24 protein-coding genes are annotated in these 24,913 nt (G+C 43.6%); 20 read left to right on the top strand and 4 right to left on the bottom strand.

What is annotated here, in order from left to right; all coding sequences use genetic code 11:
• Positions 1–24 precede the first annotated feature (24 nt).
• The 7 genes from CKO50_RS15975 (at position 25) to CKO50_RS24770 (ending at position 7,105) form a co-directional block, all read left to right on the top strand.
• A complete protein-coding gene (locus CKO50_RS15975; RefSeq protein WP_095728958.1) occupies positions 25–1,680 on the top strand; it encodes an NAD(P)/FAD-dependent oxidoreductase in 1,656 nt (551 codons plus the stop codon).
• A 24-nt stretch (positions 1,681–1,704) separates the two neighbouring features.
• Entirely contained in the window at positions 1,705–2,241 is a 537-nt protein-coding gene (gene fldB, locus CKO50_RS15970) for a flavodoxin FldB (protein ID WP_095728957.1), read from the top strand.
• A gap of 79 nt (positions 2,242–2,320) precedes the next feature.
• Positions 2,321–3,985, top strand: coding sequence for an NAD(P)/FAD-dependent oxidoreductase (locus CKO50_RS15965; protein WP_095728956.1), 1,665 nt, complete (start codon positions 2,321–2,323; stop codon positions 3,983–3,985).
• Entirely contained in the window at positions 3,978–4,943 is a 966-nt protein-coding gene (locus tag CKO50_RS15960; protein WP_095728955.1) for a sterol desaturase family protein, read from the top strand. Before CKO50_RS15965 ends, CKO50_RS15960 begins: the two co-directional genes overlap by 8 nt.
• Before the next feature lie 4 nt (positions 4,944–4,947).
• A complete protein-coding gene (locus tag CKO50_RS15955) occupies positions 4,948–6,327 on the top strand; it encodes an MATE family efflux transporter (protein ID WP_095728954.1) in 1,380 nt (459 codons plus the stop codon).
• A 2-nt stretch (positions 6,328–6,329) separates the two neighbouring features.
• The gene (locus CKO50_RS24775) at positions 6,330–6,785 is read left to right on the top strand and encodes a thioesterase II family protein (protein WP_255230053.1); all 456 of its coding nucleotides are present in this window, start codon (positions 6,330–6,332) and stop codon (positions 6,783–6,785) included.
• 5 nt (positions 6,786–6,790) lie between these two features.
• On the top strand, positions 6,791–7,105 hold the full coding sequence (locus CKO50_RS24770; RefSeq protein ID WP_255230052.1) for a thioesterase II family protein: 315 nt from the start codon (positions 6,791–6,793) through the stop codon (positions 7,103–7,105).
• On the opposite strand, the gene CKO50_RS15945 is transcribed toward CKO50_RS24770, so the two are convergent.
• The 3 genes from CKO50_RS15945 to msrA all read right to left on the bottom strand — a co-directional run bounded on the left by CKO50_RS15945 (position 7,100) and on the right by msrA (position 10,764).
• Entirely contained in the window at positions 7,100–8,404 is a 1,305-nt protein-coding gene (locus tag CKO50_RS15945) for a hemolysin family protein (protein ID WP_095728953.1), read from the bottom strand. The two genes, CKO50_RS24770 and CKO50_RS15945, sit on opposite strands and share 6 nt — an antisense overlap.
• 278 nt (positions 8,405–8,682) lie before the next feature.
• On the bottom strand, positions 8,683–9,174 hold the full coding sequence (locus CKO50_RS15940; protein ID WP_095728952.1) for a GNAT family N-acetyltransferase: 492 nt from the start codon (positions 9,172–9,174) through the stop codon (positions 8,683–8,685).
• 339 nt (positions 9,175–9,513) lie between these two features.
• Entirely contained in the window at positions 9,514–10,764 is a 1,251-nt protein-coding gene (gene msrA / locus CKO50_RS15935; RefSeq protein WP_255230078.1) for a peptide-methionine (S)-S-oxide reductase MsrA, read from the bottom strand.
• Between the two features lie 215 nt (positions 10,765–10,979).
• On the opposite strand from msrA, the gene CKO50_RS15930 reads away from it, so the two are divergent.
• From CKO50_RS15930 to asnB, 9 genes are all read left to right on the top strand, one after another.
• Positions 10,980–12,296 carry an MFS transporter gene (locus CKO50_RS15930; protein WP_255230051.1) on the top strand — a complete coding sequence of 439 codons (1,317 nt, stop codon included), beginning with the start codon at positions 10,980–10,982 and terminating at the stop codon, positions 12,294–12,296.
• 86 nt (positions 12,297–12,382) lie between these two features.
• Positions 12,383–13,897: a leucyl aminopeptidase gene (locus CKO50_RS15925; protein ID WP_095728951.1), complete on the top strand. Its 1,515-nt coding sequence runs from the start codon at positions 12,383–12,385 to the stop codon at positions 13,895–13,897.
• Positions 13,898–14,040: 143 nt separating this feature from the next.
• A complete protein-coding gene (gene pxpB, locus CKO50_RS15920; RefSeq protein ID WP_095728950.1) occupies positions 14,041–14,691 on the top strand; it encodes a 5-oxoprolinase subunit PxpB in 651 nt (216 codons plus the stop codon).
• Positions 14,685–15,413 carry a biotin-dependent carboxyltransferase family protein gene (locus tag CKO50_RS15915; RefSeq protein ID WP_255230050.1) on the top strand — a complete coding sequence of 243 codons (729 nt, stop codon included), beginning with the start codon at positions 14,685–14,687 and terminating at the stop codon, positions 15,411–15,413. Before pxpB ends, CKO50_RS15915 begins: the two co-directional genes overlap by 7 nt.
• Complete coding sequence (locus tag CKO50_RS24765; RefSeq protein WP_255230049.1) at positions 15,410–15,619, top strand: hypothetical protein; 210 nt, start codon at positions 15,410–15,412, stop codon at positions 15,617–15,619. The genes CKO50_RS15915 and CKO50_RS24765 overlap by 4 nt, the downstream gene beginning before the upstream one ends.
• Positions 15,612–16,370: a DUF969 domain-containing protein gene (locus CKO50_RS15910; RefSeq protein ID WP_095728949.1), complete on the top strand. Its 759-nt coding sequence runs from the start codon at positions 15,612–15,614 to the stop codon at positions 16,368–16,370. The genes CKO50_RS24765 and CKO50_RS15910 overlap by 8 nt, the downstream gene beginning before the upstream one ends.
• Positions 16,367–17,377 (top strand): DUF979 domain-containing protein, encoded by a 1,011-nt coding sequence (locus tag CKO50_RS15905; protein ID WP_095728948.1) that lies wholly within the window; start codon positions 16,367–16,369, stop codon positions 17,375–17,377. The genes CKO50_RS15910 and CKO50_RS15905 overlap by 4 nt, the downstream gene beginning before the upstream one ends.
• Positions 17,377–18,039 (top strand): pyroglutamyl-peptidase I, encoded by a 663-nt coding sequence (gene pcp / locus CKO50_RS15900; RefSeq protein ID WP_095728947.1) that lies wholly within the window; start codon positions 17,377–17,379, stop codon positions 18,037–18,039. Before CKO50_RS15905 ends, pcp begins: the two co-directional genes overlap by 1 nt.
• Before the next feature lie 188 nt (positions 18,040–18,227).
• Positions 18,228–19,898 (top strand): asparagine synthase B, encoded by a 1,671-nt coding sequence (asnB, locus tag CKO50_RS15895; RefSeq protein WP_095728946.1) that lies wholly within the window; start codon positions 18,228–18,230, stop codon positions 19,896–19,898.
• Between the two features lie 52 nt (positions 19,899–19,950).
• Here the strand turns inward: asnB and pssA are convergent, their stop codons facing one another.
• Positions 19,951–21,276: a CDP-diacylglycerol--serine O-phosphatidyltransferase gene (gene pssA, locus CKO50_RS15890; RefSeq protein ID WP_095728945.1), complete on the bottom strand. Its 1,326-nt coding sequence runs from the start codon at positions 21,274–21,276 to the stop codon at positions 19,951–19,953.
• Between the two features lie 286 nt (positions 21,277–21,562).
• Between pssA and trxB the strand changes: the two genes are divergently transcribed.
• From trxB to infA, 4 genes are all read left to right on the top strand, one after another.
• Positions 21,563–22,516 (top strand): thioredoxin-disulfide reductase, encoded by a 954-nt coding sequence (gene trxB, locus CKO50_RS15885; protein ID WP_017217521.1) that lies wholly within the window; start codon positions 21,563–21,565, stop codon positions 22,514–22,516.
• 89 nt (positions 22,517–22,605) lie between these two features.
• Positions 22,606–23,322 carry a leucyl/phenylalanyl-tRNA--protein transferase gene (gene aat, locus CKO50_RS15880; protein ID WP_095728944.1) on the top strand — a complete coding sequence of 239 codons (717 nt, stop codon included), beginning with the start codon at positions 22,606–22,608 and terminating at the stop codon, positions 23,320–23,322.
• Positions 23,315–24,034, top strand: coding sequence for an arginyltransferase (locus CKO50_RS15875; protein WP_095728943.1), 720 nt, complete (start codon positions 23,315–23,317; stop codon positions 24,032–24,034). The genes aat and CKO50_RS15875 overlap by 8 nt, the downstream gene beginning before the upstream one ends.
• Positions 24,035–24,349: 315 nt before the next feature.
• Positions 24,350–24,568 (top strand): translation initiation factor IF-1, encoded by a 219-nt coding sequence (infA, locus tag CKO50_RS15870; protein WP_002962494.1) that lies wholly within the window; start codon positions 24,350–24,352, stop codon positions 24,566–24,568.
• Positions 24,569–24,913 lie beyond the last annotated feature (345 nt).

Raw genomic sequence — 24,913 nt, 5'->3', positions numbered from 1 at the left:
TCTTACGACTTTAAGGACAGAATTATGACCACACAAAGACAATCTATGATCATCATAGGTGCCGGTATGGGTGGACTCTCAACCGGTAGCTATGCACAAATGAACGGCTACAAGAGCGTGATCTTAGAACTGCACGATATTCCCGGCGGCTGCTGCACATCGTGGGAACGCAGAGATTATATTTTTGATTGGTGTATTAGCTGGTTACTCGGCAGTGGCGCAGGTAACGGCATGAATCAAATCTGGCAAGAGTTAGGTGCGCTGGATGATAAAGAAATTAGAGACTTTGAAATCTTCAATTCAGTTATTGATGAAGAATTAGGAGAAGTGCATTTCTACGCAGATCCAGATAAACTCGAAGCCCACCTTTTGAGCATTTCTCCCGCAGACAAAAAGCTCATCACACAATTTTGCGATGGCATTCGTGAATTCGTCAAAATGATAGACGCTTATCCCTTTCTAGTGCCAGTTGGCATTATGTCACGCTGGCAAAAGCTAAAGATGATGTGGCCATTTATCAAAAAATTCAATTTAATCCGCAAATCCATGGCGACATTGATGTCGGACTTTGCCGCTAAGTTTTCACATCCGCTGCTGCAAAAGGCATTTAACGTTATCTTTTATGAGCAACATCCCAGCTTCCCGCTGTTACCTTTCTACTTTAATTTGGCCTGCGCGGCGAAAAAAAATGCAGGTGTGCCCGAAGGAGGCTCGCTAGGTCTCGCGCAATCAATGGAAGCAAGATATAAAAAGTTGGGGGGTGACATCATATACAACACCCGAGTACACAAGATCTTGGTCGAAGACAACAAAGCCATCGGTGTCGAACTCAGCGATGGCCAAAAAATGTATGCCGATATAGTGATCTCAGCATGTGACGGTACGGATGTAGTAAAAAACATGCTTGATGGCCAGTATTCCAGCCCTGTGTTAGACAAGCTATACGACGAGTTAAGGGAGACCGATGGTCAAATGTTCCCAGGATACGTTTCTGTATTTTTGGGGGTAAATAAAGACTACACTCATCACCCCCATTGCCGCACCCACTTGTTAGACCAACAAGATCTTGCCCACTGTCCAGGTATGACGCATCCGGGGATCAATGTGCAGGTGCGCAATGTACACTACCCGCATATCGCCCCTGAAGGCAAATCCGTGCTTTATATCACTTACTTCTCAACTTATGAGCCGTGGGCTGAATTAAATAATTTCCAAGAAACAACGGCAACTAAACGCCATCACACTAGGGTCAAGCGTAGTGTTCGATATCGCCTCGCTAAAAAGACCTTAGGTGAATTTATAATCGATAAGCTCTCCACTCATTTTGAGGGACTAAAAGATCATATCGAATATATCGACATCGCGACCCCCCTGACCCAAATTCGCTATACCCGCAACAGCAAAGGAACGGTATTGGCGTGGCAGCCATTTTTGGAAAGTGGTGAAAGTTTAGAAGACGAAATAAATACCAACGGGACAACAGGACTGCCCGGCCTTAGCAACTTTTATATGGCTGGTCACTGGGTGACAACGGGTGGGTTGATCCGTGCTGCAGCCACAGGCAGACATGTTCTGCACTTTGTATGCCGCGATGATGACAAGCCGTTTCAGGCTTGGATCGGTGAAAACCCACTACACCAACCTCAATCTTATAGTGAACAAAAGCAGCATGTTGCTTAACCAATAGAATTAAAAGGAGATATTATGAGTACTCGTATTGGCCTATTTTATGGCAGCACAACAGGTAACACAGAAGCCGCGGCAGAATTAATAAAAGCAAACCTAAACCAGTTTACCGTCGACCTCTTTGATATAGCAGACACCGAATTAACCTTAACCGAAAATTATGAATTTTTGATTTTTGGTATTTCAACGTGGGAATACGGTGGTTTACAGGATGATTGGGAATCACGTTGGGAAAGCCTAGCACAACAGGATTTCAGCGGAAAAATCGTGGCTATCTTCGGTCAGGGCGATCAAGTTGGTTATGACGAATGGTTTCAAGACGGTATCGGCATCTTGCACGATAAACTAACCGAGCAAGGTGCCACGGCAATTGGTTACTGGCCAAATTCAGGTTACCACTTCACCAAGTCCAAAGGGTTAAGTGAAAACGGTAGCGAGTTTCTCGGCTTGTCGCTTGATGATGATAACCAACCGGAGCTCACCGAGCAGCGCATCGACGATTGGTGCCAAGAGATTGCCGCCGTGCTTCAAGAGCTTGCCTGCGAAACAGCTTAAGATGCACTTTATGTTTTCGCTCGACGGGCTAATTCGGTATTTAAAATGGCTTGTCGAGCATCATTAAAAGAACAAAACTATGTCCGAACAACAAAAGTCTGTGATTATCATTGGTGCTGGTATGTCTGGTCTTGGTACCGCTGCTTATAGCCAAATGAATGGCTATCAATGCACCGTCTTCGAACTGCATGAAACACCAGGAGGGTGCTGCACCTCATGGCAACGAAAAGAATACACTTTCGATTGGTGTATCAGCTGGTTAAACGGCACGGGAACCAACAATGAAATGGCAACCATCTGGGATGAACTAGGTTGTCTTGAAAACGTGCCTATTTACAACACTGAGATATTTAACTCAGTCGTCACGACTAACGGTGAAAAGATCCGCTTTTATGTGGATCCAGACAAGTTAGAGTCCACCCTGATTAAGCGCTTTCCTGAAGATAGAAAGCTAATTATTGAACTTTGTGGACATATCCGAAAACTACAAAAGTGTATGCCGTATTTCCCTTTTCTTAAAAGTGGTGGCTTGATGACATGGTGGGAAAAAAGCAAAATGATGTGGCAATTGCTGCCCTATATGCGCACCTTTATGAAAACGCTTGCTGTCACTATGGAAGACTTTTCTAAGCGCTTTTCAAACCCCACGCTTGCCGAAGCACTCAACTGGATTATATTTGACCGCCATAGCGAGTTACGATTAATGCCCTTTGTCTTTAATTTAGCTTGTGCTGCAAACCAAAATGCAGGAGTACCTAGTATTGGTTCATTAGGCCTTGCGAAGCGATTGGCAAATCGGGCAAAAGAGCTAGGGGCAAACATTCAGTATAAAAGTAAAGTCGAGCACATTCTCATCGACAATGACCGGGTGGTTGGTGTGCAACTAGCCGATGGCTCTCTCCATTACGCTGACTACGTTGTCGCCAGTTGTGATAGTTACAAACTCACTCGTAAGATGTTGCAAAATCGCTACCCTCACCCCGTGCTGGATAAACTGCTTACTAAGTTAGAAGAAGATGCAAACAGCGTGGTATTTCCGGGCTGTGTTGCGGTATTTATCGCTGTAGATGCAGACTATTCCGACCATGACCCTTATACCTCATACTTATTACCCGAATCGATTTCGCGCCAACTGGTCGGTAATTATCATAGTGGGGTTGGTGTGCAAATCCGCAATACGCTATATCCAGATCATGCACCAAGCGGCAAATCAGTCTTATACGTCACTTATTTATCAAAAAGTGACGCATGGCAAGCAATGGAGCAAAACGTCGTGCAATCTACCTCTTCAGGGCAGAGTCGTAATCCATATACACGTAAACGCCGCTCACCCGAATATAAGCAGGCAAAGAAAAAAGTGGGTCAGGCGATAGTCGAGTTCCTTGACCAATACTTTGAAGGTCTTAGCGACAAAGTTGAGTTTATAGATGTTGTAACGCCATTAACCTGTGAACGTTATACCGAGAATCACAATGGGACCGTTTTAGCTTGGCATCCTTTTGCGCCGCTGACAGAAGAATTAGAGAACTACCAAATCAAGCATGGTCCCACCTTCCCTAATCTAGACAACTTTTATTATGCGGGGCAATGGAGCACATTTAGCGGCGTAACACACTCAACAGCCAGTGGCCGCTATGTTGCACAATACCTTTGCCGACAAGATAAAAAGCCATTCAGAGTTTGCTATTCAGAACAACAAAGTACGCAGTCACACCTCACCAATGAGGCAGACAACTATGCCTAGTCCAAGCAAAAACCAACTTCGCAGGCTTTGTGCATTTACCTGCTACCCTTTGATCGTTTTGATCCTTATTGGTTACAGTATCTTTGTCTTGCAACAAGGCATTGACCTTGGATTAGCGGCATTCTCTAGTGTGCTTATCATCATTGCCTATTTTATAATCATGGAAAGACTAAACCCGTTTAAAACACAATGGCATCCCAGTAAAAAGGAATGGAGCAGAGATGGCTTGTGCTTTATTCTCGTCATCGTATACGGGGCGTTTAGCGAGACACTAGTGCGAGTAATTGCACTCCAGCTCGCCCCTATCGAAAATACTTTGAGCTTGGCACAAAATGCCATTCTAGCCATTCTCGTCGGCTCGTTTATCGGGTACTGGCTACATAGATTAGAACATCGGCATCTGTTTCTTTGGAGCTTTCATGGGATCCATCATCGGCCTAACAAAGTTACGGTAAGTAATAACTCTGTCGTTCACTTTCTGGAAGTATTGTTAAGCGCGCTAGTTATACAGACTACATTTCTATTGCTTGGTTTCTCAGCCGAAGGAATGTTCATTGCTGGTCAATTTACTGCTCTGCACGGATATTTCATTCATGCCAATGTAAACGTTCGTATGGGATGGCTAAACTACATCGTGGCAACACCAGAACTCCATCGTTTCCATCATAGCGTAGAATTGAAAGAGGCCGGAAATTTTGGTTCTGATTTGAGTATTTGGGACCGATTATTCGGAAGCTTTTTTTACCGCCCGGATCATAGTCCAATTGAAGTTGGGGTTACTAAACCACATTTATTTCCATGCGCCTTTGAGGTTGCCAAAGGTATTCTTCACCCATTTAGGTGGTTCATCAGTAGACGTGGAAATAGGCCAAGATACACCAAATCAACTCAGCTATCCCAAGAATATGACAACGTGCCACGTTCCACTCCCTCGACAATAGGTATTAGGAAAAGGTAGCTGCGTGAAAGATCTAACTCAAGGTTCCTTACCTAAGCATCTAGTAGCTATGGCGCTACCAATGTCGATTGGGATGTTTGTGCAAACACTTTATGTGCTTACCGATCTCTATTTTGTTTCAGACTTAGGCAGTGCTCCAGTCGCAGCGCTCAGTTTAATTGGCAATATCATGTTTTTGATTTTCGCCGTCAGCCAGATTTTGAATGTCGGAACCGCAACATTAGTTGCGCACGCGGTAGGAGAAAAGGATCAGTCCAGCGCCAATCTTGTATTTAACCAAGCACTATTCGCTTCCGTGGCACTTGGTACCATCTTGATACTAACAGGTATCTATAGCATCAAATCTTATCTGCACATCACCAGCGAAGATCCCGCAACCACAGAGGCAGCATTAAGCTACTCATACTGGTTTTTACCCTGTTTAGTGCTGCAGTTTATTATGACTACAATCGGTGCTGCACTGAGAGGAACTGGTGTTGTAAAGCCAATGATGATCGCGCAAATCGGCTCTCTTATTATTAATATTATTCTGTCGCCCATCTTAATCTCGGGATGGCTATTCGGAATAGAAATGGGCATTGCAGGTGCGGGGCTGGCCAGTTCCATTTCTGTTGTGATAGCCGTGCTGTCACTTTGGTTTTATCTCTATCACGACAAACGTTATTTAATGCTTGATAGCCAGTTGTTTTTATCGTTTCATCGTCACACCATAAAACGGCTATTTTCAGTGGGTTTCCCAGCAGGTGCGGAACTTATTCTGATGTTTGTTTATATGTCGACAACATTTTGGGTATTAAAAGACTTTGGCACCGATGTACAAGCCGGATTTGGAATTGGCTCGAAAGTGATCCAAGCTCTGTTTTTGCCCGTGATGGCCGTCGCATTTTCACTGCCAGCAATAGCAGGACAAAATTACGGCGCAGGGAACTTCAAACGATTTAGACAGGCATTCTATTGGTCACTGTTCGCGACTTGTAGCTTGATGTTGGGAGTTTCCTTACTCGCAGCACACTTAGGCGCTCAACTCGCCATGCCATTTTCAGAAAACCCGCAAGTCATCGAACACACCCGTTACTTTCTATATATTGTCGCTTGGAGCTTTATCGCAACGGGGGTTGTTTTCACTTGCTCGGGATTGTTTCAAGCATCAGGCAATACATGGCCGCCACTTTACAGTAACACCACGAGACTATTTACCTTTGTCCTACCAATTATTTGGTTGGCAAAACAGCAACAACTTTCGATTACTGACCTATGGTATATCACAGTGCTAAGCGTAGTAGTTCAAGCCCTCGTGAGCCTTACATTTGTGGCTTTCTCGCTACGCGCGACCTACAAACTGCCAGCCACTTTCACAGCAACCAAAAAGAACCTATTGAGTTAACAATGAGCCAAGTCGCATTACCAACATGTAGAAATAACATAGATTCAAAATGGCTAGTTTTATTAAATAAGCCTAACACCATTCGTAAACAACTCATTTGCTTTCCTTACGCTGGGGCAGATGCAGCTGTTTACCAAAATTGGGCAGGAAAACTGCCCGAAGATGTCGCTTTATACGCACTCCAAGCTCCAGGGCGAAAGGAGCGGAGTCAGGAAGCCGCCATTGATAATATTCATACCTTGGTCAGTGAAATCTCACCTATTTTGAGCGAGGCAAGGCCACTGCCCAGCGTTTTTTACGGTCATAGCAATGGCGCTTATATTGCGTATGAGCTTGCCTTAGCACTTCAACATCGCGGCTGTAATATCGTTAAACACCTGTTTATTGCTGCAAGGAAGGCACCCCAATATGNCCCCCCTACCATACTCTTGACGATAAGAAGTTCATTGCGGCGGTAAATTTAATGGGCGGGTTACCACCAGCTTTGCTCAACGATATCGAATTGCAACAACTGATGCTGCCGACGTTAAAAGCAGACTTTAAGCTAGGAGAGACCTATCAATACGACTCAACTTGTAAACTCGGCGTCCCTGCAATCGTGTTATATGGTACTCGGGATAAAGCAGCAACAGGGATGGATATGCAACATTGGGAAAGTTGCTTTAAACAAAGTATCACGCCTAAAGCAATACCTGGTCGGCACTTTTTTATGCAGGACTCCTCGGCTTTGGTGCTAAAAGAAATCAACGCGGTGTTGGAAACACTGAGTCCCTTATAGTTGGGGCTCTTTGGTTACTTCAATTTGCCTAATGGCCAATCCTTGAATTTCTATTACTTTAAACTTAAAACCATCAACTTCTAACGACTCTCCTTCCACAGGAAAATGCTTTAACCTGTGGATCACAAAACCGGCTAAGGTTTCTATGGCTTCAATCGGTTCAAACTCGTACTCAATCACCGAAGCTTGAAAGTCCTTAATCGACATATCGCCCTGCACTAGCCATCGGGTGTTATCCTTTTGTCTAAATTGGGCTTCTATTGCTTGGTCATCTTTCAGTGCAATTAAATTCAAGATGCTGGATAACGTTACCATCCCAACCACTGTTGAGAATTCATTGATCACCACCGCACAGTTGCTTTCATGACTTTTCAGCCCATCTAGCGCATCGGAAAGGCTTAGAGTATCAAGTAAAATTACCGGCTTATGGAATTCTTGTTGTTGACCATCCAGTAACGGCTTTTTAGCCAAAATATTGCTAAGCAGTTGTTTTGCCTCAGGTGCAGCTATCACTTTGTCGAGCGAGCCGTCACACAGCAAATACTGTTGAAAACTGTGCGCTTGAATTAACGCGCTCAGGTTTTCTTCTGATTCTTGAATGTCTAACCACACGATTGCATCGCGATTGATCATCGCTTGGGTAATATTAGTCTGGTTAAGGTCGAGCACATTGCCAATGATATTGTACTCGTGTTCGCACAGTTCACCCTGCTCAGCACTTTGATCAACCACCGCATAAATATCATCACGCGTTACCTGTTCGTCACGCTCATTTGGTAAATTGAATAGCTTTATTATCCAATCGGCGAACACGTTAAATAGCCATATAATAGGCTTAAAAATCCAAACGCTGGCAAGCATAAGATGGATAAATCGCATCGCGATAGTTTCAGGGATAACCATGGCTATTCGTTTTGGCAATAAATCAGCAAACAGTACAAATAACGATGTGATCAGTAAAAACGACACCACAGTGGATATTTGCAATAACATCGAGGCATGTGCCGCAACGTCAACAAACATAAAACTTGCAACCCAGTTTAGTAGTTGCAATACATAAGGAGTAAACACCGACTCGCCTATCATACCCGCGACAATTGCCAAGGCATTGAGTACCACCTGTACCGCAGCAAAAAACTGATGCGCATTGGCCTGCAAATACAATACTTTCTTGGCTCTAACGTCACCAAGATCAAATAAGGTTTGTAATTTAACTTTGCGTGCCGCTGCCAATGATATTTCACACAGCGCGAAAACTGCACTCAAGCTAATGAGTAACAACACCCAAAAAAAGTCCACAGATACACCTAAAAAATAAAGCAAGAAGTCGATGCGATGTATACGCCTATTTTATGACTTTAGCAATGTAATTCGCATTGAATAATTAAATTTTTGCCGCCTATCCCGTACTGTTCGCGACAAATAAAAAAGTACGTCAAGGAAGGACAATGACAAACTTGATACACACTCAAATTAGCGCGACTTGCCACAATCTTAAAATGCTTCTCAACGGCATGTTCAACCTATCATCAGCTCACGACAAGGTGTGTAAGGCACGATTGCTATATAGTACAACGTCATATTGTACTACTGTGCTTTCTGAACAAAGATGCTTTCATAATATGTTGAGGGCCAGCGGGACCACCGAGGTATTTTTCATTTGTATCTTCAAATCCACCTTTTAGGTAACAGGTAATCGCCGCTGGGTTTCTACAGTTTACGGTTAAATATATTGACTCAAATTCTGGATATCTTGCCTGCGCATAAGGGACTAATGTAGTTGCGGCTAATGTCCCCAAACCCTGACCTTGTCGCTGGCTATCTATGACAAATGCTCTTAAACCTAAACCGCTTTTTGGGCAAAACGAATATGTGTTCGAATATGCAATATCAAACTTAAAATATCCGATAATTTCATCAGCCACCTTTATGACATGCAAATGGGTGGTCTCACTTTGGTCTTCTAAAAAAGACTCAGCGGTACCGGCAAATTGAATTTGCTCCTCCGCAAGGTGTACTCGTTTCACTGCCTCTACATGAGTTGCGGTGAATGGCGCTAAGGTCAGCATGACTAAATCCTTCGTTGTCTAAGAGTTATACCATAACATAATACTCTCATTCGTTCCCAATAAGTTTACGGGCAATAAAACCTGTCTTTACTCCCTCATTTAAACTGAAGCTGTCGGTACCGAAACGAGCCACCACAAACAAAACAGACATAGAATATGTATACAGTGCATAAGAATTACTTTTACGTATTTTAAATGGCAGATCAAATTTGAGGAGAAAATAACCAAAGTACCACTTTGAAAAGTTAAAAAGTAAACACACTCTCTTAATGCACAAAAGTAACTTCGACTTAAATTTATCTCTGGCTCCGAAGCAAACGGTGGCTTTAGGCGTAATACCTAAAGCGCCTCTCTCGCTTTAAACTCAAGTACTTGGGCATTGATACAATAGCGGTCTTGACCTTTTGGCCCTTCATTTTTAAATACATGACCTAAATGAATACCACTGCTTTTTGAGCGGATTTCGGTTCTTACCATTCCGTGGCTTAAATCTTTGTGATAGGTCACGCTGCCTTTTACTGGGTGGGTAAACGACAGCCACCCAGTGCCTGAGTTAAACCTATCTCGGGTATCGAAAAGAGCTTTACCACTCAATTTATCAATAAATACACCATCTGGTGTGTTTTTAAAGATATCGTATTGCCTGCAAAATGGTCGTTCTGTGCCTTTTTGAAAGGCAATGTCAAAGGCTTCCGAGCGGCCCAGCTTAAAAGCACCGAGTGCCTTGTAAAACTCTTCTCTCGCCATAAAGCCTTGAAAGCCAAGGGACTCAACACCATCTTCAATAAATAAGATCGTTGGCGTTGCCCAAGTCGCGGTTTTTATCATTAGTCCTTCGAGTTGATCTGCATAGCGAAAATGAAGTGGAATATCACCTTGATAGTCATTTAACACCTCTTTTTTTAACTTTTCGCAGTAAGGGCAATAGCTTTTAGCATCAACAATCACAATATGCTTACCTTGGGCTAGCATAGTGTTATCTGTTTTATCTTTCGTCACCTTTTCAAAGGTCACTCCCGTGCTGTGATCTGGGCAATATCCCTTGGGATTCTTGGTTAAGTAGTTTTGATGATACTCTTCCGCTGGATAGAATTTTCTAAGCGGCTTAATCTTGGTTTGAATGTCGCCATAGCCTTGCTCAGATAATAAATGTTGATACTGCGCTTTTAATGTGTGGGCCTTGTCACTTTGTTGATCGTCAGTATAGAGAATGATCGAACGATACTGCGTTCCAACGTCATTACCCTGACGGTTTTTTTGGGTTGGATCATGACTTTCAAAGTAGTACTTTAGCAGCGCATCGGTGGTGATAAGATTTGCGTTGTAAGTTACCTTTACCACTTCCGCATAGTTGTCTTCATCAAAGCGTCGGCTCGATTTAATGATTTCTCTATAACTTGGCTTAAACCCTTTACCGTCGGCATAACCAGACTCAGCGTCTATTACGCCCGTCATTTTCTCGTAGCGTTTTTCTGGACCCCAGAAACAACCAGAGCCCAACACTAACGTTTTAATATGGTTACTTGCGCCATCAACTTTAGGCTTGGGCATATCTGTCCCCGCGAGCGCCGATACACCCACACCTAACATTATGATAAACCCTATCGATGCGGCCACCTGTAATGTTTTCATCACTACCCTCTCAATGCTGTATGTCACAACTAAGTATGACTATCACTTCATACTTATTGAACTTAATATGATTTACTGCGTATTAAATGAGACCGCTAAAGGTTAATTATCATTTCATCTAAAGTCGTTCATGATAGTGAAGTAGGCTGTCTGCAAAACTGCAAAGTAAAGGAATGGGTGTGAGTAAAATAAGTGAGAATCTCTATCAAAAGCTAACCAATGATGACGAAGCGCGTGCCTGTAAAGCGATTGACGATAAGGCGTGTAAAGAAGTTCCCGGTAACTACGTACTTATTTTATTGAGTCAACTATTTGGCAAATTAGGAGATGCCCTACTCAACCCAAAGATCACGCTACCTTGGCTGATGCAATTACTCGGTGCTCCCGCTTATATGATATCGGCTCTGGTCCCCATTCGCGAGTCCGGTTCACTGATCCCACAATTGTTTATTGGCCAGTGGGTGCGTAAGCACGCTAAACGAAAGCACCTTTGGTCTCTCGGCGCACTTACTCAAGCTATTTGTGTACTACTTATGGCACTGCTTACATGGCAGCAAACTGAAAATCAATTATACGCTTGGTTGGTACTTGGATTACTGGCGATTTTTAGCATCGCCCGCAGCTTAAGTTCCGTGTCGTCAAAAGATGTCATCGGTAAAACTATCCCTAAACAAAAGCGCGGCCAGCTTAGCGGCCAAGCCGCCTCTGTCAGTGGACTTATAACCGTTACATTTGGTGTTGGGCTTTTTATCGCTGCCACTCAAGTAAACAACGTCAATTTTGTGATCACACTGGTACTAGCTGCAATCTTTTGGCTGATTGGTGCGCTGACGTTCTTAAAAATCAAAGAATATGAAGGGGCAACCGAAGGCGGTGAAAGCGGATTAGATAAAATAAAGCAAGATTTAGCACTGTTGAAAACCGATCCAATACTTAAAAAGTTCATTTTAGCCCGTGGATTGCTATTAAGTTCTGCGCTTATTCCGCCCTATTTCACCGTGCTGGCGCAGCAGAATATTGGCAACGGTGCATGGGTGTTGGCAGCTTTGTTAGCGGTGTCTGGACTTGCTAGTTTAGTCAGTGGTGCATTTTGGGGTCGCCTTGCCGATCAATCCAGTAAACACGTGATGATTTATGGTGCTACAATCACCGTTGCTATCACTGCTGTACTACTGGCAACTTCTTTATTTTATTCTTCACTGCTAGAAAAAATCTGGTTTATTCCACTTTGCTATTTTGTCATTGCCATCGCTCACCAAGGCGTGCGCGTGGGCCGCAAAACCTACGTGGTCGATATGGCTGAAGGAAACAAACGCACCAGTTACGTCACGCTCAGTAACACAATTATCGGTATTGTACTTTTATTAACAAGTGCACTTGGTGTCGTCGCCTCGGTATTTTCAATTAATGTGTTACTTGCACTCTACATTATGGTCACGATATTAGGCACCGTGCTGACAAGCCGCTTACCTAATGTCACTGAACGGTAAAAGCTGTTACTTCACCGACAAATTGTGTCTAAATTTCTCCAAATGAGGTAAAAACGCCGCAATTTTAGTTATCTGAGGATAAAATTATGTCATTGACTACGCGTTTTTCTGCTTTAGCGCTGGCGGTTGCCAGTATGACTTCTGCAAATGCCGCTGACTTTGAGTTCAATACCAAGCTTGCAGACGCTGATGCACTGGTACTTTTTCAAGCTGGTGAAAACCAAAGTAATCTAAAGTTCCTAGATAAAGACACTCGTAAACAATTGGAGCGCGCAATTGCTGCTGAAGATTTTAAAGGCGCGTATGGCAAAACAGTTGAGGTATTAGCGCCGGTAGACTCTGATTATAAGCGTATCTTCATTGTTGGTTTAGGTGATGCAGGCGAACTCAACGCGAGCAAAATGACCAAACTTGGCGGTAACTTACACGCTAAATTTGAAGGTAAAAAGCTGGAGAATGTTGCAGTTGCATTCGAAGACGTTGAGGGAGCGCTTTCAAATGCAGAACTAGCAGCACAATTTGCACACGGTGCAAACCTTCGTGACCACACCTTCGAAGTATACAAAAAAGAGCCAAACACTTTTAACGTAAGCTATCACTTCGACGTTGCCGATAAGCAAGCAACACGGGCTCAGTATAAAGCACTACAACACATTCAAGCTGGCGTATTTTTAGCGCGAGACTTAACCTCTGAAGTCGCAACAGAAATGACCCCGGTTGACTTTGCAAAAGCAGCAAAGGAACTTGAACAATATGGCGTTGAAGTAAAAGTATTAGCACCAGCTGAACTTAAAGAGCTTGGCATGGGCGCACTTGAAGGCGTTGGTCGTGGTAGTGAGCACGGCTCTCGTTTAGTTGTTGCACACTATAAAGGCAACAGCGAGACACCGATTGCCCTGATCGGTAAAGGTATTACGTTTGATTCTGGTGGTTATAGCATCAAAACCGGCGCTTCGATTGCACGCATGAAATCTGACATGGCGGGCGCGGCAGCCGTACTTGGTACAGTAAAAGCAATGGCGCTAAGCAAAGCAGACGTAAACGTGGTAGCAGTCATGGGCATGGCGGCAAATATGGTGTCTCAGTATGCAATCGCACCGGGTGATGTACTGCGCACTGCAGAAGGCATTAGCGTAGAAGTGGTCAACACAGATGCTGAAGGCCGTTTGGTGCTGTCTGATGCAATGTGGTATGCACGTAAACATTACAGCCCTGAAATCATGATTGACGTCGCGACATTAACGGGCTCTAAAATTCGTGCTGTTGGTAACGAATATTCAGCAATTTTCTCTGAAGATGATAGCTTAGTTACAGAATTTACCAACGCAGGTAAGGTTGTGAACGAAAACGTATGGCGTCTACCGCTTGGCTATAAGGACAAACTAAAATCTGACATCGCCGATTTCCAAAACGTAGGTTCAGGTGGTCCAGGTGCAACAACTGCTGCGACTTTCCTACAACAATTTGCAGGTGACACCCGTTGGGTTCATATCGATATTGCCGGTAACGCACTTTCAAGCTCAGCCAAAGACGAAGTACCAACTGGTGGTACAGGCTATGGCGTTCGCCTCTTAAGCGAGTGGCTATTAACTGCTAAATAAATCCTCAGATTTTAAGCCGTGTTTAAACACGGCTTTTTTTGTAACTGCAACACAATGGCAACTAGTAGCAATAACTTCGTTTCAATTGCGAGGTGTGTTATAAGAAATATAACGTTTACCAAAGCAACCAATTGTTATTGTCTATGTCCGATGTGAGTTGTTATCTATTAGGTGAGCAAGCAATTGTTGTAAATGCAACATGCTTGCCTGATAGCAAGAATCCAATTAACCAACGATTACTCGCCCTCAAGAAATGGCTTGATAGTAGCGGTGATTTTATTGATGTGGTGCCTGCCAAATCTTCCGTTACTGCCTATTTAAAAGACTCGCGTAAAGCCGATCAGTGGCAACATAAAATCCAAGCACATTGGCAAGACCTAGAAGTGGCAGAGGTAAAGCCAACACACCATCATATTGAGGTGTTTTATGGCAAAGAATTCGGGCAGGATTTTGAACGTATAGCCCACGAATTACAACTGACACCAAAACAGCTTATCGAGTTGCACTCAAGCGTTGATTATCAAGTGCAATTTATTGGCTTCTTACCTGGTTTTGCTTACTTGTCAGGGTTACCAACCGCACTTCAATTACCCAGAAAATCCATACCAATTACCAAGGTCCCCAAAGGCAGTATTGCCATCGCAGACAGCTACAGTGCAATTTACCCGAGCCAATCTCCCGGTGGTTGGAATTTAATTGGACAAACCAATACGACGCTATTTGACCCAAATTCTGCATCAGCAAGCTTGCTGCAACCGGGTGATGTCGTGCGTTTTGTGGAGAAATCATGCTAGAAGTTATTAAACCTGGGCCACTTTCAACTATTCAAGACATGGGTCGCCAAGGACTTCGCCACTTAGGAGTAAGTCAAGCAGGTGTCATTGACCCTATCGCGCTTAAACTTGCAAATACACTCTTGTCAAATGACGACGATAGTGCAGCTATTGAAGTGACCGTTGGCTTATGCGAGTTTTACTTCCACGCCCCCACTAACTTTGTTATCGCAGGGGCAGATCTCAATGCCGCTTTAAACGATGAAGCGGTATACCCTTGCTGGCGCTACAGCGCTAAAGCTGGAGATAAGCTAACATTTAAACAAAATCGCGATGGTTTACGCGCTTATTTGGTGGTCGAAGGTGGATTTACCAACATAGACAAGCTGCTTGGGAGTTATTCAACCGATCTCATGGCAGGCTTTGGGGGTATAAGTGGCCGAGCTCTTAAACAAGGGGACAAGCTGAGCTACACGCCAAGCACTGCCAAGGACGCCGCTGGTGGCCTGCAGCCCAGCTACGAAAAGCTCATTCATTTTATCCCAGGCCCACATCTCGAGTTAATTTCCAAACAGACACTGAGTGTATTAAACGACACCATTTGGAAAGTAAATCCCAGCAGTAATCGTATGGGTATTCGCCTAAGTGGCCATAGTAGCCTAGTGCATGCACATAATATTGCAACCCAAGCTGTCCACCCAGGCGTTATTCAGCTCCCCCCTAGTGGNCCATTATCCTATTGAATGACTGCCAAACCACAGGCGGTTATCCAATTATTGGTACCATCATTCAAGCCGATATGCGCCACTTGAGCCAATTGGGCGCGGGCGATTGTATCCATTTAAAATCAACATCCCTTATAGATGCAGCAAAGGAATCTCACCGAGTACAGGCGCATCTCAATCAGCTAAGGCTAGCGCTTAAAAATAAAGAACAACAAAATGACTGAGCTAAATCTCCTTCCCCTTTTAGGCATTGCCGTGATTGTTATTGGCTTTGCTCTGAGGTTTAATCCCTTATTGGTTGTCACCTCGGCAGGTCTAGTTACTGGTTTTGCCGTTGGAATAGACTTTGTCGACTTAATTGCCACCTTTGGCGAAAAGTTTATGAACTCTCGCCAGCTTGCAAGCTTTCTACTTATCTTACCCGTGATTGCAATTTTAGAGCGTTACGGTTTACAGCAACGCGCTAAAGCTTGGGTTGCGGGTATAAAAGGGGCGACCACTTCCCGAATTTTAAGTATGTATTTTGTTGTCCGTGAGTGCTCCGCTGCACTGGGATTAATCAATTTAGCGGGCCAAGCGCAAACCGTTAGACCACTGCTCGCTCCGATGGCGATAGGCGCTGCGGCAAACCAATACGGCGACCTGCCACAAGATGTAAAAGACATGATAGGCGCACATGCTGCGGCCTGCGATAACATCGCCGTGTTCTTTGGTGAGGATATTTTTATCGCCTTTGGTGCTGTACTGCTAATGGATGCATTTTTAAAAGAAAACGGCATTGCCGGGATTGAACCGCTACATATCGGACTTTGGGCAATACCAACCGCAATTGCCGCGCTCATTGTTCATCTTTTCCGGTTAGCGCGATTTGAGGCAAAAATCCGGGCAGAAATTGCGCGCTGTCAGCAGCAACAAAGCGAAGAAGAGCAAACACCTAGCAATACAAATTCAGCGCTTAAGGAGGAGTCATTATGAGCTTAATGAACACTCCTGACGCGCAATCTAGCTTACTTTCAATTGACAACATCTATTTATTAATTGGCTTTATTGTGATGTTTTTAGTGGTGAAAACGCTACAAGATAAGGCCCATCCTAAGCGCCTCACCACCGCCCTATTTTGGTTTTTATTTGGCTCTGTCTTTATCTTTGGTGATGCTTCTATCGCGTTGATTGGTGAGCGAAATACTTATTTATGGATTGGCATCAACGTGGTGATCATCGCACTACTTGCAGGTATGAATATGGTTTCCATGGGAAATTACGAAATGCCGTGCGAACGAGCCAAAACAGAAGATGCAAATCGGTTTGGTAATAAATTGTTTGTTCCTGCTGTACTTATTCCAATAGTTACCGTTATCTGCACTATCATCTTAAGTGAGATCCAGCTCGGCGATTTTTATCTATTCGATCAGGAACATGTGACGCTTTCAGCACTGACACTCGCTTGCACCATCGCATTGCTGGTAAGCTGGAAGATAACCAAAGGCAGTCCACTACAAGCACTTTCTGAGTCTCGTCGCTTGGTCGATTCAATAGGCTGGGCAGCAATATTGCCACAGATGCTAGCAATGCTTGGCGGTGTATTTATCGTCGCCAACACAGGCACTGCTATCCAAGACTTAGTGACATTGTTTATTTCGCCAGATAACCGTTTTATGCTCGTTGTACTGTATTGTGTGGGCATGGCGCTATTTACCATGATAATGGGCAATGCTTTTGCCGCATTTCCGGTAATGACGGCGGGTATTGCGCTGCCATTTTTGATCCAAGGCCACGGCGCTGACCCTGCACCGCTTGTCGCAATTGGTATGTATTCGGGTTATTGTGGAACACTGATGACACCAATGGCCGCTAACTTCAACATCGTGCCAGCGGCACTGTTAGATTTAAAAGATAAGTACCAAGTCATTAAAGTGCAAATACCAACCGCTATAACGTTATTAGTGATTAATATTTTTCTTATGTACGGAGTCGTTTTTTAATGTCCAGTTACAGTAAACCTTGTGTCCTCGTGACTGGGTTCACCCCATTTGGTGGTGAGTCCATCAACCCTTCATGGCAATTAGCGCAGCTATTAGAGGGTGAAACCATTGAAGGTCACCTGATCCACACAAAAGAGTTACCTTGTGAATTTGACAAAAGTATTGAGTCTTTAACGCAAGCGATAGATAAGTATCACCCAAGCATCGTGATCTGTGTGGGCCAGGCAGGTGGACGCTGTGATATCTCCATCGAACGTATCGCGATTAACATCAACGATGCCAGAATAGCCGACAACGCAGGAAACCAGCCGATAGACACACCAGTCGTTACACACGGTCCCGATGCATATTTTGCCTCTTTACCAATAAAAAGTATGCTAAGTAGTGCACTTCAAGCGGGAGTTCCTGCAAGCATTTCAAATACTGCTGGCACTTACGTGTGCAACCATGTGATGTATGGATTACTGCACTATCTTAGTACACATGACTTAGCGTGCCGTGGTGGCTTTGTGCATATCCCATACTTACCCTCCCAAGCAGCGCACCACCCTGGTGCACCCAGTATGGACATTGACACCCTAGTTAAAGGAATAAAAATCCTATTAACCAGTGCCATTACACAAAAGCAAGATATTAAGCTTGTCGCTGGAACGACACACTAATAAACAATGCCCCACAATGGTGCAGAATTGCACCATTTCATCTCACAAAAAATTCACATTTTCTCTATTTCATTGTGTGACTTATCAAATTATTTTTGGTAGAACTTAAACTATCTCATGGTAACTATGCTTCCGTGAGCAATAATAATTTGTTGATATTATCAACACATCAATAGGAATGAGGAAATATGTGTTCAATTTTCGGCGTACTTGACATCAAGACCGATCCCCTTGCACTTCGAGAGCAAGCCATCGAAATGTCAAAAAAACTAAGACACCGTGGTCCCGACTGGTCAGGGGTATATTCAAGTGAAAAAGCCATTTTAGTTCATGAGCGTTTGGCAATTGTCGGCGTTTCTAGCGGCGCACAACCATTATTTAACCCTGAAAAAACACATATTTTGGCGGTCAATGGTGAAATCTATAACCATAAAGAGCTTGCAAAAGCACTGACCGTTCCATTTGACTTTCAAACAGAGTCAGACTGTGAAGTGATCTTGGCACTATACAAGCAAAAAGGCCCTGAGTTTTTAGATGATCTTAATGGAATTTTCGCATTTTGTTTGTACGATGAAACGGAAGATGCCTTTTTAATTGGTCGAGACCACATCGGTATTATTCCACTTTACACTGGCCGTGATCAAAGCGGTAACCTCTATGTCGCAAGCGAAATGAAGGCGCTCACACCCATTTGTACGCAAATTGAAGAGTTTCCTCCCGGCCATTATTGGTATTCAAAAGAAGGTGGTCCAAGAGAGTATTACCAACGCGACTGGCAAGCGTTTAGTGCTGTAAAAGACAATGAGGCCAGCCCCGAAGCGGTTAAAAATGGGCTAGAAGCCGCAGTAAAACGCCAATTGATGTGCGATGTGCCATATGGCGTGTTGTTGTCTGGTGGTTTAGATTCTTCTGTGATTTCCGCTATCACACAAAAGTTTGCAGCAAAGCGTATCGAAGATGATGATGCTTCCGATGCTTGGTGGCCAAAACTTCACTCATTTTCCATTGGCTTGGAAGGTTCACCCGATCTCGCTGCAGCACAAAAGGTAGCGGATAAAATCGGCACAGTTCACCATCCCATTCACTTTACCGTACAACAAGGGATTGATGCCCTTAAAGAAGTGGTCTATCACCTAGAGACCTACGATGTCACAACCATTCGCGCTTCTACTCCTATGTACCTTATGGCACGCTACATTAAAGCTATGGGCATTAAAATGGTGCTATCGGGTGAAGGGGCCGATGAACTATTTGGCGGCTATTTGTATTTCCACAAAGCACCAAATGCTGAGGAGTTTCACAACGAGCTAAACCGAAAGGTCGCGAAACTTCATATGTTTGATTGCTTACGTGCAAATAAGTCGATGGCAGCTTGGGGGGTTGAAGCACGTGTTCCCTTCTTAGATAAAGAATTTGTCGATATTGCCATGCGTACCAACCCAGACTACAAAATGTGTAAAGATGGCCGTATCGAAAAACACATTATCCGTGAGGCGTTTGATGGCTATTTACCCGATGACGTATTGTGGCGCCAAAAAGAGCAATTTTCTGATGGCGTAGGTTATAGCTGGATCGATTCACTAAAAGAGTACGTCAGTCAGCAAGTGAGCGACTCGGATCTTGAAAACGCCCACTACCGCTATCCAATCAATACTCCGGATAGCAAAGAAGCCTATTATTATCGCACCATTTTTGAGTCGCATTTCCCAGGAGAAGCGGCAGCTAAGTGTGTTCCTCACGGCAAGTCTGTTGCCTGTTCAACGCCCGAAGCGCTTGCTTGGGACGAATCTTTCCAGCGCAATGCCGATCCATCAGGTCGCGCAGCAAGCTCACACAACGAAGCGTATAATCAAAAATAAGAAAGTAAAAAAGGGACGCTCGTCCCTTTTTAAAAAACTGACAGTGTTTGAATTAAATAAAACGCTTGATAATAAAGTCGACTTTCACACGCTTAGCCTGGCCAAGAAGTTTTTTCACAGGTGCTGGATAATCCGCTAGTATCTCGAGATCATCGTGGCTGTCGATGCGGCGACAATGTTTCAATATCTCTTGTTTTTCTAACTCGATTTGAGGCAATAATGCTTTGTCGGGATCTTCTATTAGAATACCATTTTCAATATCTAACCCCCACGCCCTTGGGTTGAGGTTATGACCACTCATTAAATGCGTATCGCCATCTTTGCTCACTCCCTTCAAGTGAAACGAGTTATTGCCATCTTGCCACAGATATACATCCAGCAATCCGCCAGTGATGAAGCGGCGTTGCGACTTGATAAATTTATACAAAATGGTTTCGTACAAATAAGGAAGCGCTCCAATTCGGCTAAATGGCTGCTCTGGACTGATATAGAAATCATTTGCCGTTTTATCCCCCACCACTATTGTCACCTTTTTACCTGTTTTCAGTAAACGACGTAGCGAGCGAAGTAGAGGAGCTGGAAAATTGAAGTAAGGAGTGTAAAGTACTAACTCTTGTTCTGTGGTATCGAAAAGCGCCTTAATAAGACGGTTTAGCTTATTAGTTCTACGACCAAAACCTAAAAATGGACGAACCGTTAGACCTTCCCGACTGTTCGCCTTTGAAATATCATAACTGGCCTTTTTCAACTGTTTCATCAGCTTTTTTTGCGCAGTACGAATGTCGAGTAAAGTAGGCAATGGACGGATGTCGAGTCTAGGTACTGCGTCAGACGCTATCAGCACTTGATCGGTAAAGTGGCAAAAGCTATCCGCGAGCTGTGCTTGTTTAATCACAAAATAGCGATCTAGGCGGTATTTTTCATCATGATGCAAATAGACATTATTTAAACTAGCACCGCTATAAAGCAGGATGTCGTCAATAACAAAGCCTTTTAAATGCAACACGCCAAAAAGCTCTTTTGCTTTTACCGGCACACCATACACTTCAACTTGAGTGCCCAGCTGCTCTTTTAAATCACAATATAGCTTGGCGTTGCCTTCTGACTTTTCAGCACCTATCAGGCCACGTTGCGCACGGTGAAAATCAACCAACACTTTTACCGTTAAGTCTGGATTATGCTGTGCAGCCTCGTGCAATGCATGCAATATCTCGCGACCCGCCTCATCATCTTGAAGATAAAGTGCGGTGATATAAATACGCGTTTTTGCCTGTGAGATCAGTTGTAAAAGCGTCTGATGATATTGCTTAGCATCAGTTAACACCTCACAATCTTGTGCACTTAACCCAAAGCCCGGGGTATTCTGCCAAAATGCCATATGTACCTTTTCAATTAGGCTACCAACTCTTGATAGCAAAACAAAATTCTCTAAAACATACCAAAAAAAAAACCTGAGGTCATGAAATACTGCCGTTTTTTGCTAGTCCCGAACAAGATTGCTCAATCTGTAGTCGATTTAAAACAAAACAGTACAAATTTTTTGACAACTTGCCAATTTATACCAAATCGGATTATGGTTTTTTATTTACTTCCCTATTGAATTACATAGAATCGAACAAACTTTTGCTTAATAGCATTTTTTAGAATTAAGTTAGGAAAATTACATGAGCGATGCAAAACACTGCAAACTGTTGATTTTAGGTTCGGGTCCTGCGGGTTACACAGCCGCAGTATACGCTGCACGAGCAAATTTAAACCCGGTATTAATCACAGGTATGCAGCAAGGTGGTCAGCTGACTACAACAACTGAAGTAGAAAACTGGCCTGGTGATGCACATGGTTTAACAGGTCCAGCACTTATGGACCGTATGAAAGAGCATGCAGAGCGCTTTGAAACTGAAATCATTTTCGATCACATCAACAAAGTTGACGTGACGAAGCGCCCTTTCACGCTCACTGGCGATCAAGGCACATATACTTGTGATGCGTTAATCATCGCAACAGGTGCATCTGCTAAATACCTTGGTCTTGAGTCTGAAACAGCGTTCCAAGGCCGTGGCGTATCTGCTTGTGCAACTTGTGATGGATTTTTCTATCGTGGTCAAAAGGTTGCGGTTGTTGGTGGTGGTAATACCGCGGTTGAAGAAGCACTTTACCTATCAAACATCGCTGAAGAAGTACATGTTATTCACCGCCGCGATTCTTTCCGTAGTGAGAAAATTCTTGCCGATCGCTTAATGGATAAAGCGGCGAACGGTAACGTAGTATTACACCTAAACCGCACACTTGATGAAGTGCTAGGTGATGATATGGGTGTTACTGGTATTCGTATCAAAGATACTGATTCAGAAGCGACAGAGCAGCTTGATCTTGCCGGTGTTTTCATCGCAATTGGTCACAAACCAAACACAGATATGTTTGAGGGCCAACTAGAGATGAAAGATGGGTATTTGGTTGTACAGTCGGGCCTAAATGGTAATGCAACACAGACTAGTGTTGAAGGTGTATTTGCAGCAGGTGATGTGTCTGACCACATCTACCGTCAAGCAATTACCTCTGCAGGTACAGGCTGTATGGCAGCACTAGATGCAGAGCGCTTCTTAGACAGCCAAAAATAATAGATAAATGGGTCGGTCTAGGCTGACCCTCTTCCCTCCTTGCCTTAATTTGCTATATTGAAATAAATAACAATCTTGTAGTTTGTTCAATGATCCAACAACTGTTCCACCTCGCCGACGATGACTTTCGTTTTCCGCCAAATCACTATGCCTTGTCTGAACCTGATGGACTGCTTGCCATTGGTGGTTGTTTACAAGTAGAACGCCTGAGAAACGCTTATGCCAATGGGATCTTTCCTTGGTTTAATGAAGGTGAGCCAATTATGTGGTGGAGTCCAAGCGAGCGCGGCATTTTGGAGCTTCAAGATTTTCATTGTGGTAAAACACTAAGAAAAGCGCAACGTAAACTCAGTCCGACCGTCACTATCAATACCGCATTTTCACAAGTAATTGAAGCTTGTAGAAATCAACGAATGGCCGCTGAAGGTACTTGGATCACAAATGCAATGTTGGCTGCGTATCAGCAAGCGCACATTCAGGGGTTAGCACATAGTGTGGAGATATGGGATCAAGGCAAACTCGTTGGCGGGCTCTATGGCATCATGCAGTCTGGTGTATTTTGTGGTGAATCTATGTTCCACACCTTACCTAATACATCCAAAATGGCGATGTGGGCACTGGTAAGTTGGCTCAAAGCCCATCAGGCACATTTTATTGATTGCCAACTCGAAAACCCTTATTTGACAAGTTTGGGGTTAAAAGTTGTACCAAGGCGCGAGTTTTTGACTAGACTTAAATTGGCGGATCGATTTGAGATCCCATCATCAATGTGGCAGCCTCAGGAGTTGAAAGCTATCTATGAATGAACACTTTCCTTCTAAAATCGGACTGAGCCAACAATTTAGTTGTAGTTATTTACCTGAGCAGAAGGAACAGTTACTGGTTATTCTAGACCCAAATTGTTACAGCCCAGATAGATTTGAACAATTGTTAGCATTAGGGTTTCGCCGCAGTGGAGACCAGATTTATCGTCCACACTGTCCCGCATGCTCAGCTTGTCAATCTGTAAGAGTATTAACTCAAGAATTTAAACCGAGTAAATCTCAAAAACGCAAACGCAATAAATTAAAGCAAGATTATCAGCTAATTATTAGCCATCAGGAGCGTCCTGAATACTATCCGCTATACGAAAAATATATCAGTCTACGCCACAGCGATGGCTCTATGTACCCACCTAACCGTCTCCAGTACGAAAGCTTCTTATTTTGTCGTTGGATGAACATTGTCTTTATCGAGCTATGGCACAAAGATAAGTTAATTGCAGTAGCCGTCACTGATTCAATGCCTTATTCATTGTCTGCTATTTATACCTTTTTCGATCCTGAGTATGAATCACTAAGTATCGGCACTATCATGATAATGGCTCAGCTAGAACAGGCAGCGAAACAGAATAAACCGTACTTGTACTTAGGTTATCAAATCGACGAATGCAAGAAAATGCGTTACAAAACCCAATTTATTCCAGCACAAAAGCTAGTTAAAGATATTTGGCAAGATATTGATCTAGATGCTTCATAACCTTGCGCTTAGTACTTAGTTTCCTGCATTCGCTCGCTCAAATGCAGGAATACATCTCCTTTTACACAGCAACTATCCTTTAGCATGGACAAAAAACATGCGTTACTAGCAGGCTTTCCTATGCTAGAATGTCGCCCTTGCCTATCAAAAAGGCTCCAGATTTTGAAATGCGTTAGGAATAGAAGCAAAAAACTTTGGTAAAACTGGCTGAATAAACGACCAAATTAACAAAAAATCAGCTTGTAACTTTACTTATTCCCCGCTTTTGGGCAAAATCTGCATCGTTTAATTTAACCAAGAGGTGATACGCTACACATGGCGAAAGAAGACGTAATTGAAATGCAAGGCACGGTCCTTGATACGCTACCAAACACAATGTTCCGTGTTGAACTAGAAAATGGTCACGTGGTTGTTGCACATATTTCTGGAAAAATGCGCAAAAACTACATCCGTATTTTGACTGGTGACAAAGTTACTGTCGAAATGACGCCTTACGACCTATCAAAGGGACGTATTGTCTTCCGTGCTCGTTAATCTGCGTGTGTAGATTTATACTAAGTTGATGCCGTAAACTCGTTGATACCCAAGCGACTTCAACATGCTGATGTTACTTAGGTATACCAAGTTCATTCAAGCACTTAGTGTACACGAACGACTAGCACTGAGTTTGAAAGAGGGTAATACCACATCAAACTGAGTGATAACAAAAAGCCCAGCTATTCTGGGCTTTTTGTCGCTTGAAACTTTTTATTCTAACCCCACCCGTTCAAAGGGAGCATCATGGTCTTCCGTGCTCGTTGCTCTGCANGTAGATTTATACTAAGTTGATGCCGTAAACTCGTTGATACCCAAGCGACTTCAACATGCTGATGTTACTTA

The organism is Pseudoalteromonas sp. HM-SA03 (assembly GCF_002289345.1).
Lineage (GTDB): Bacteria > Pseudomonadota > Gammaproteobacteria > Enterobacterales > Alteromonadaceae > Pseudoalteromonas.
The sequence above is the reverse complement of the archived record's forward strand: the minus strand, read 5'-3'. Positions and strand labels throughout refer to the sequence as shown.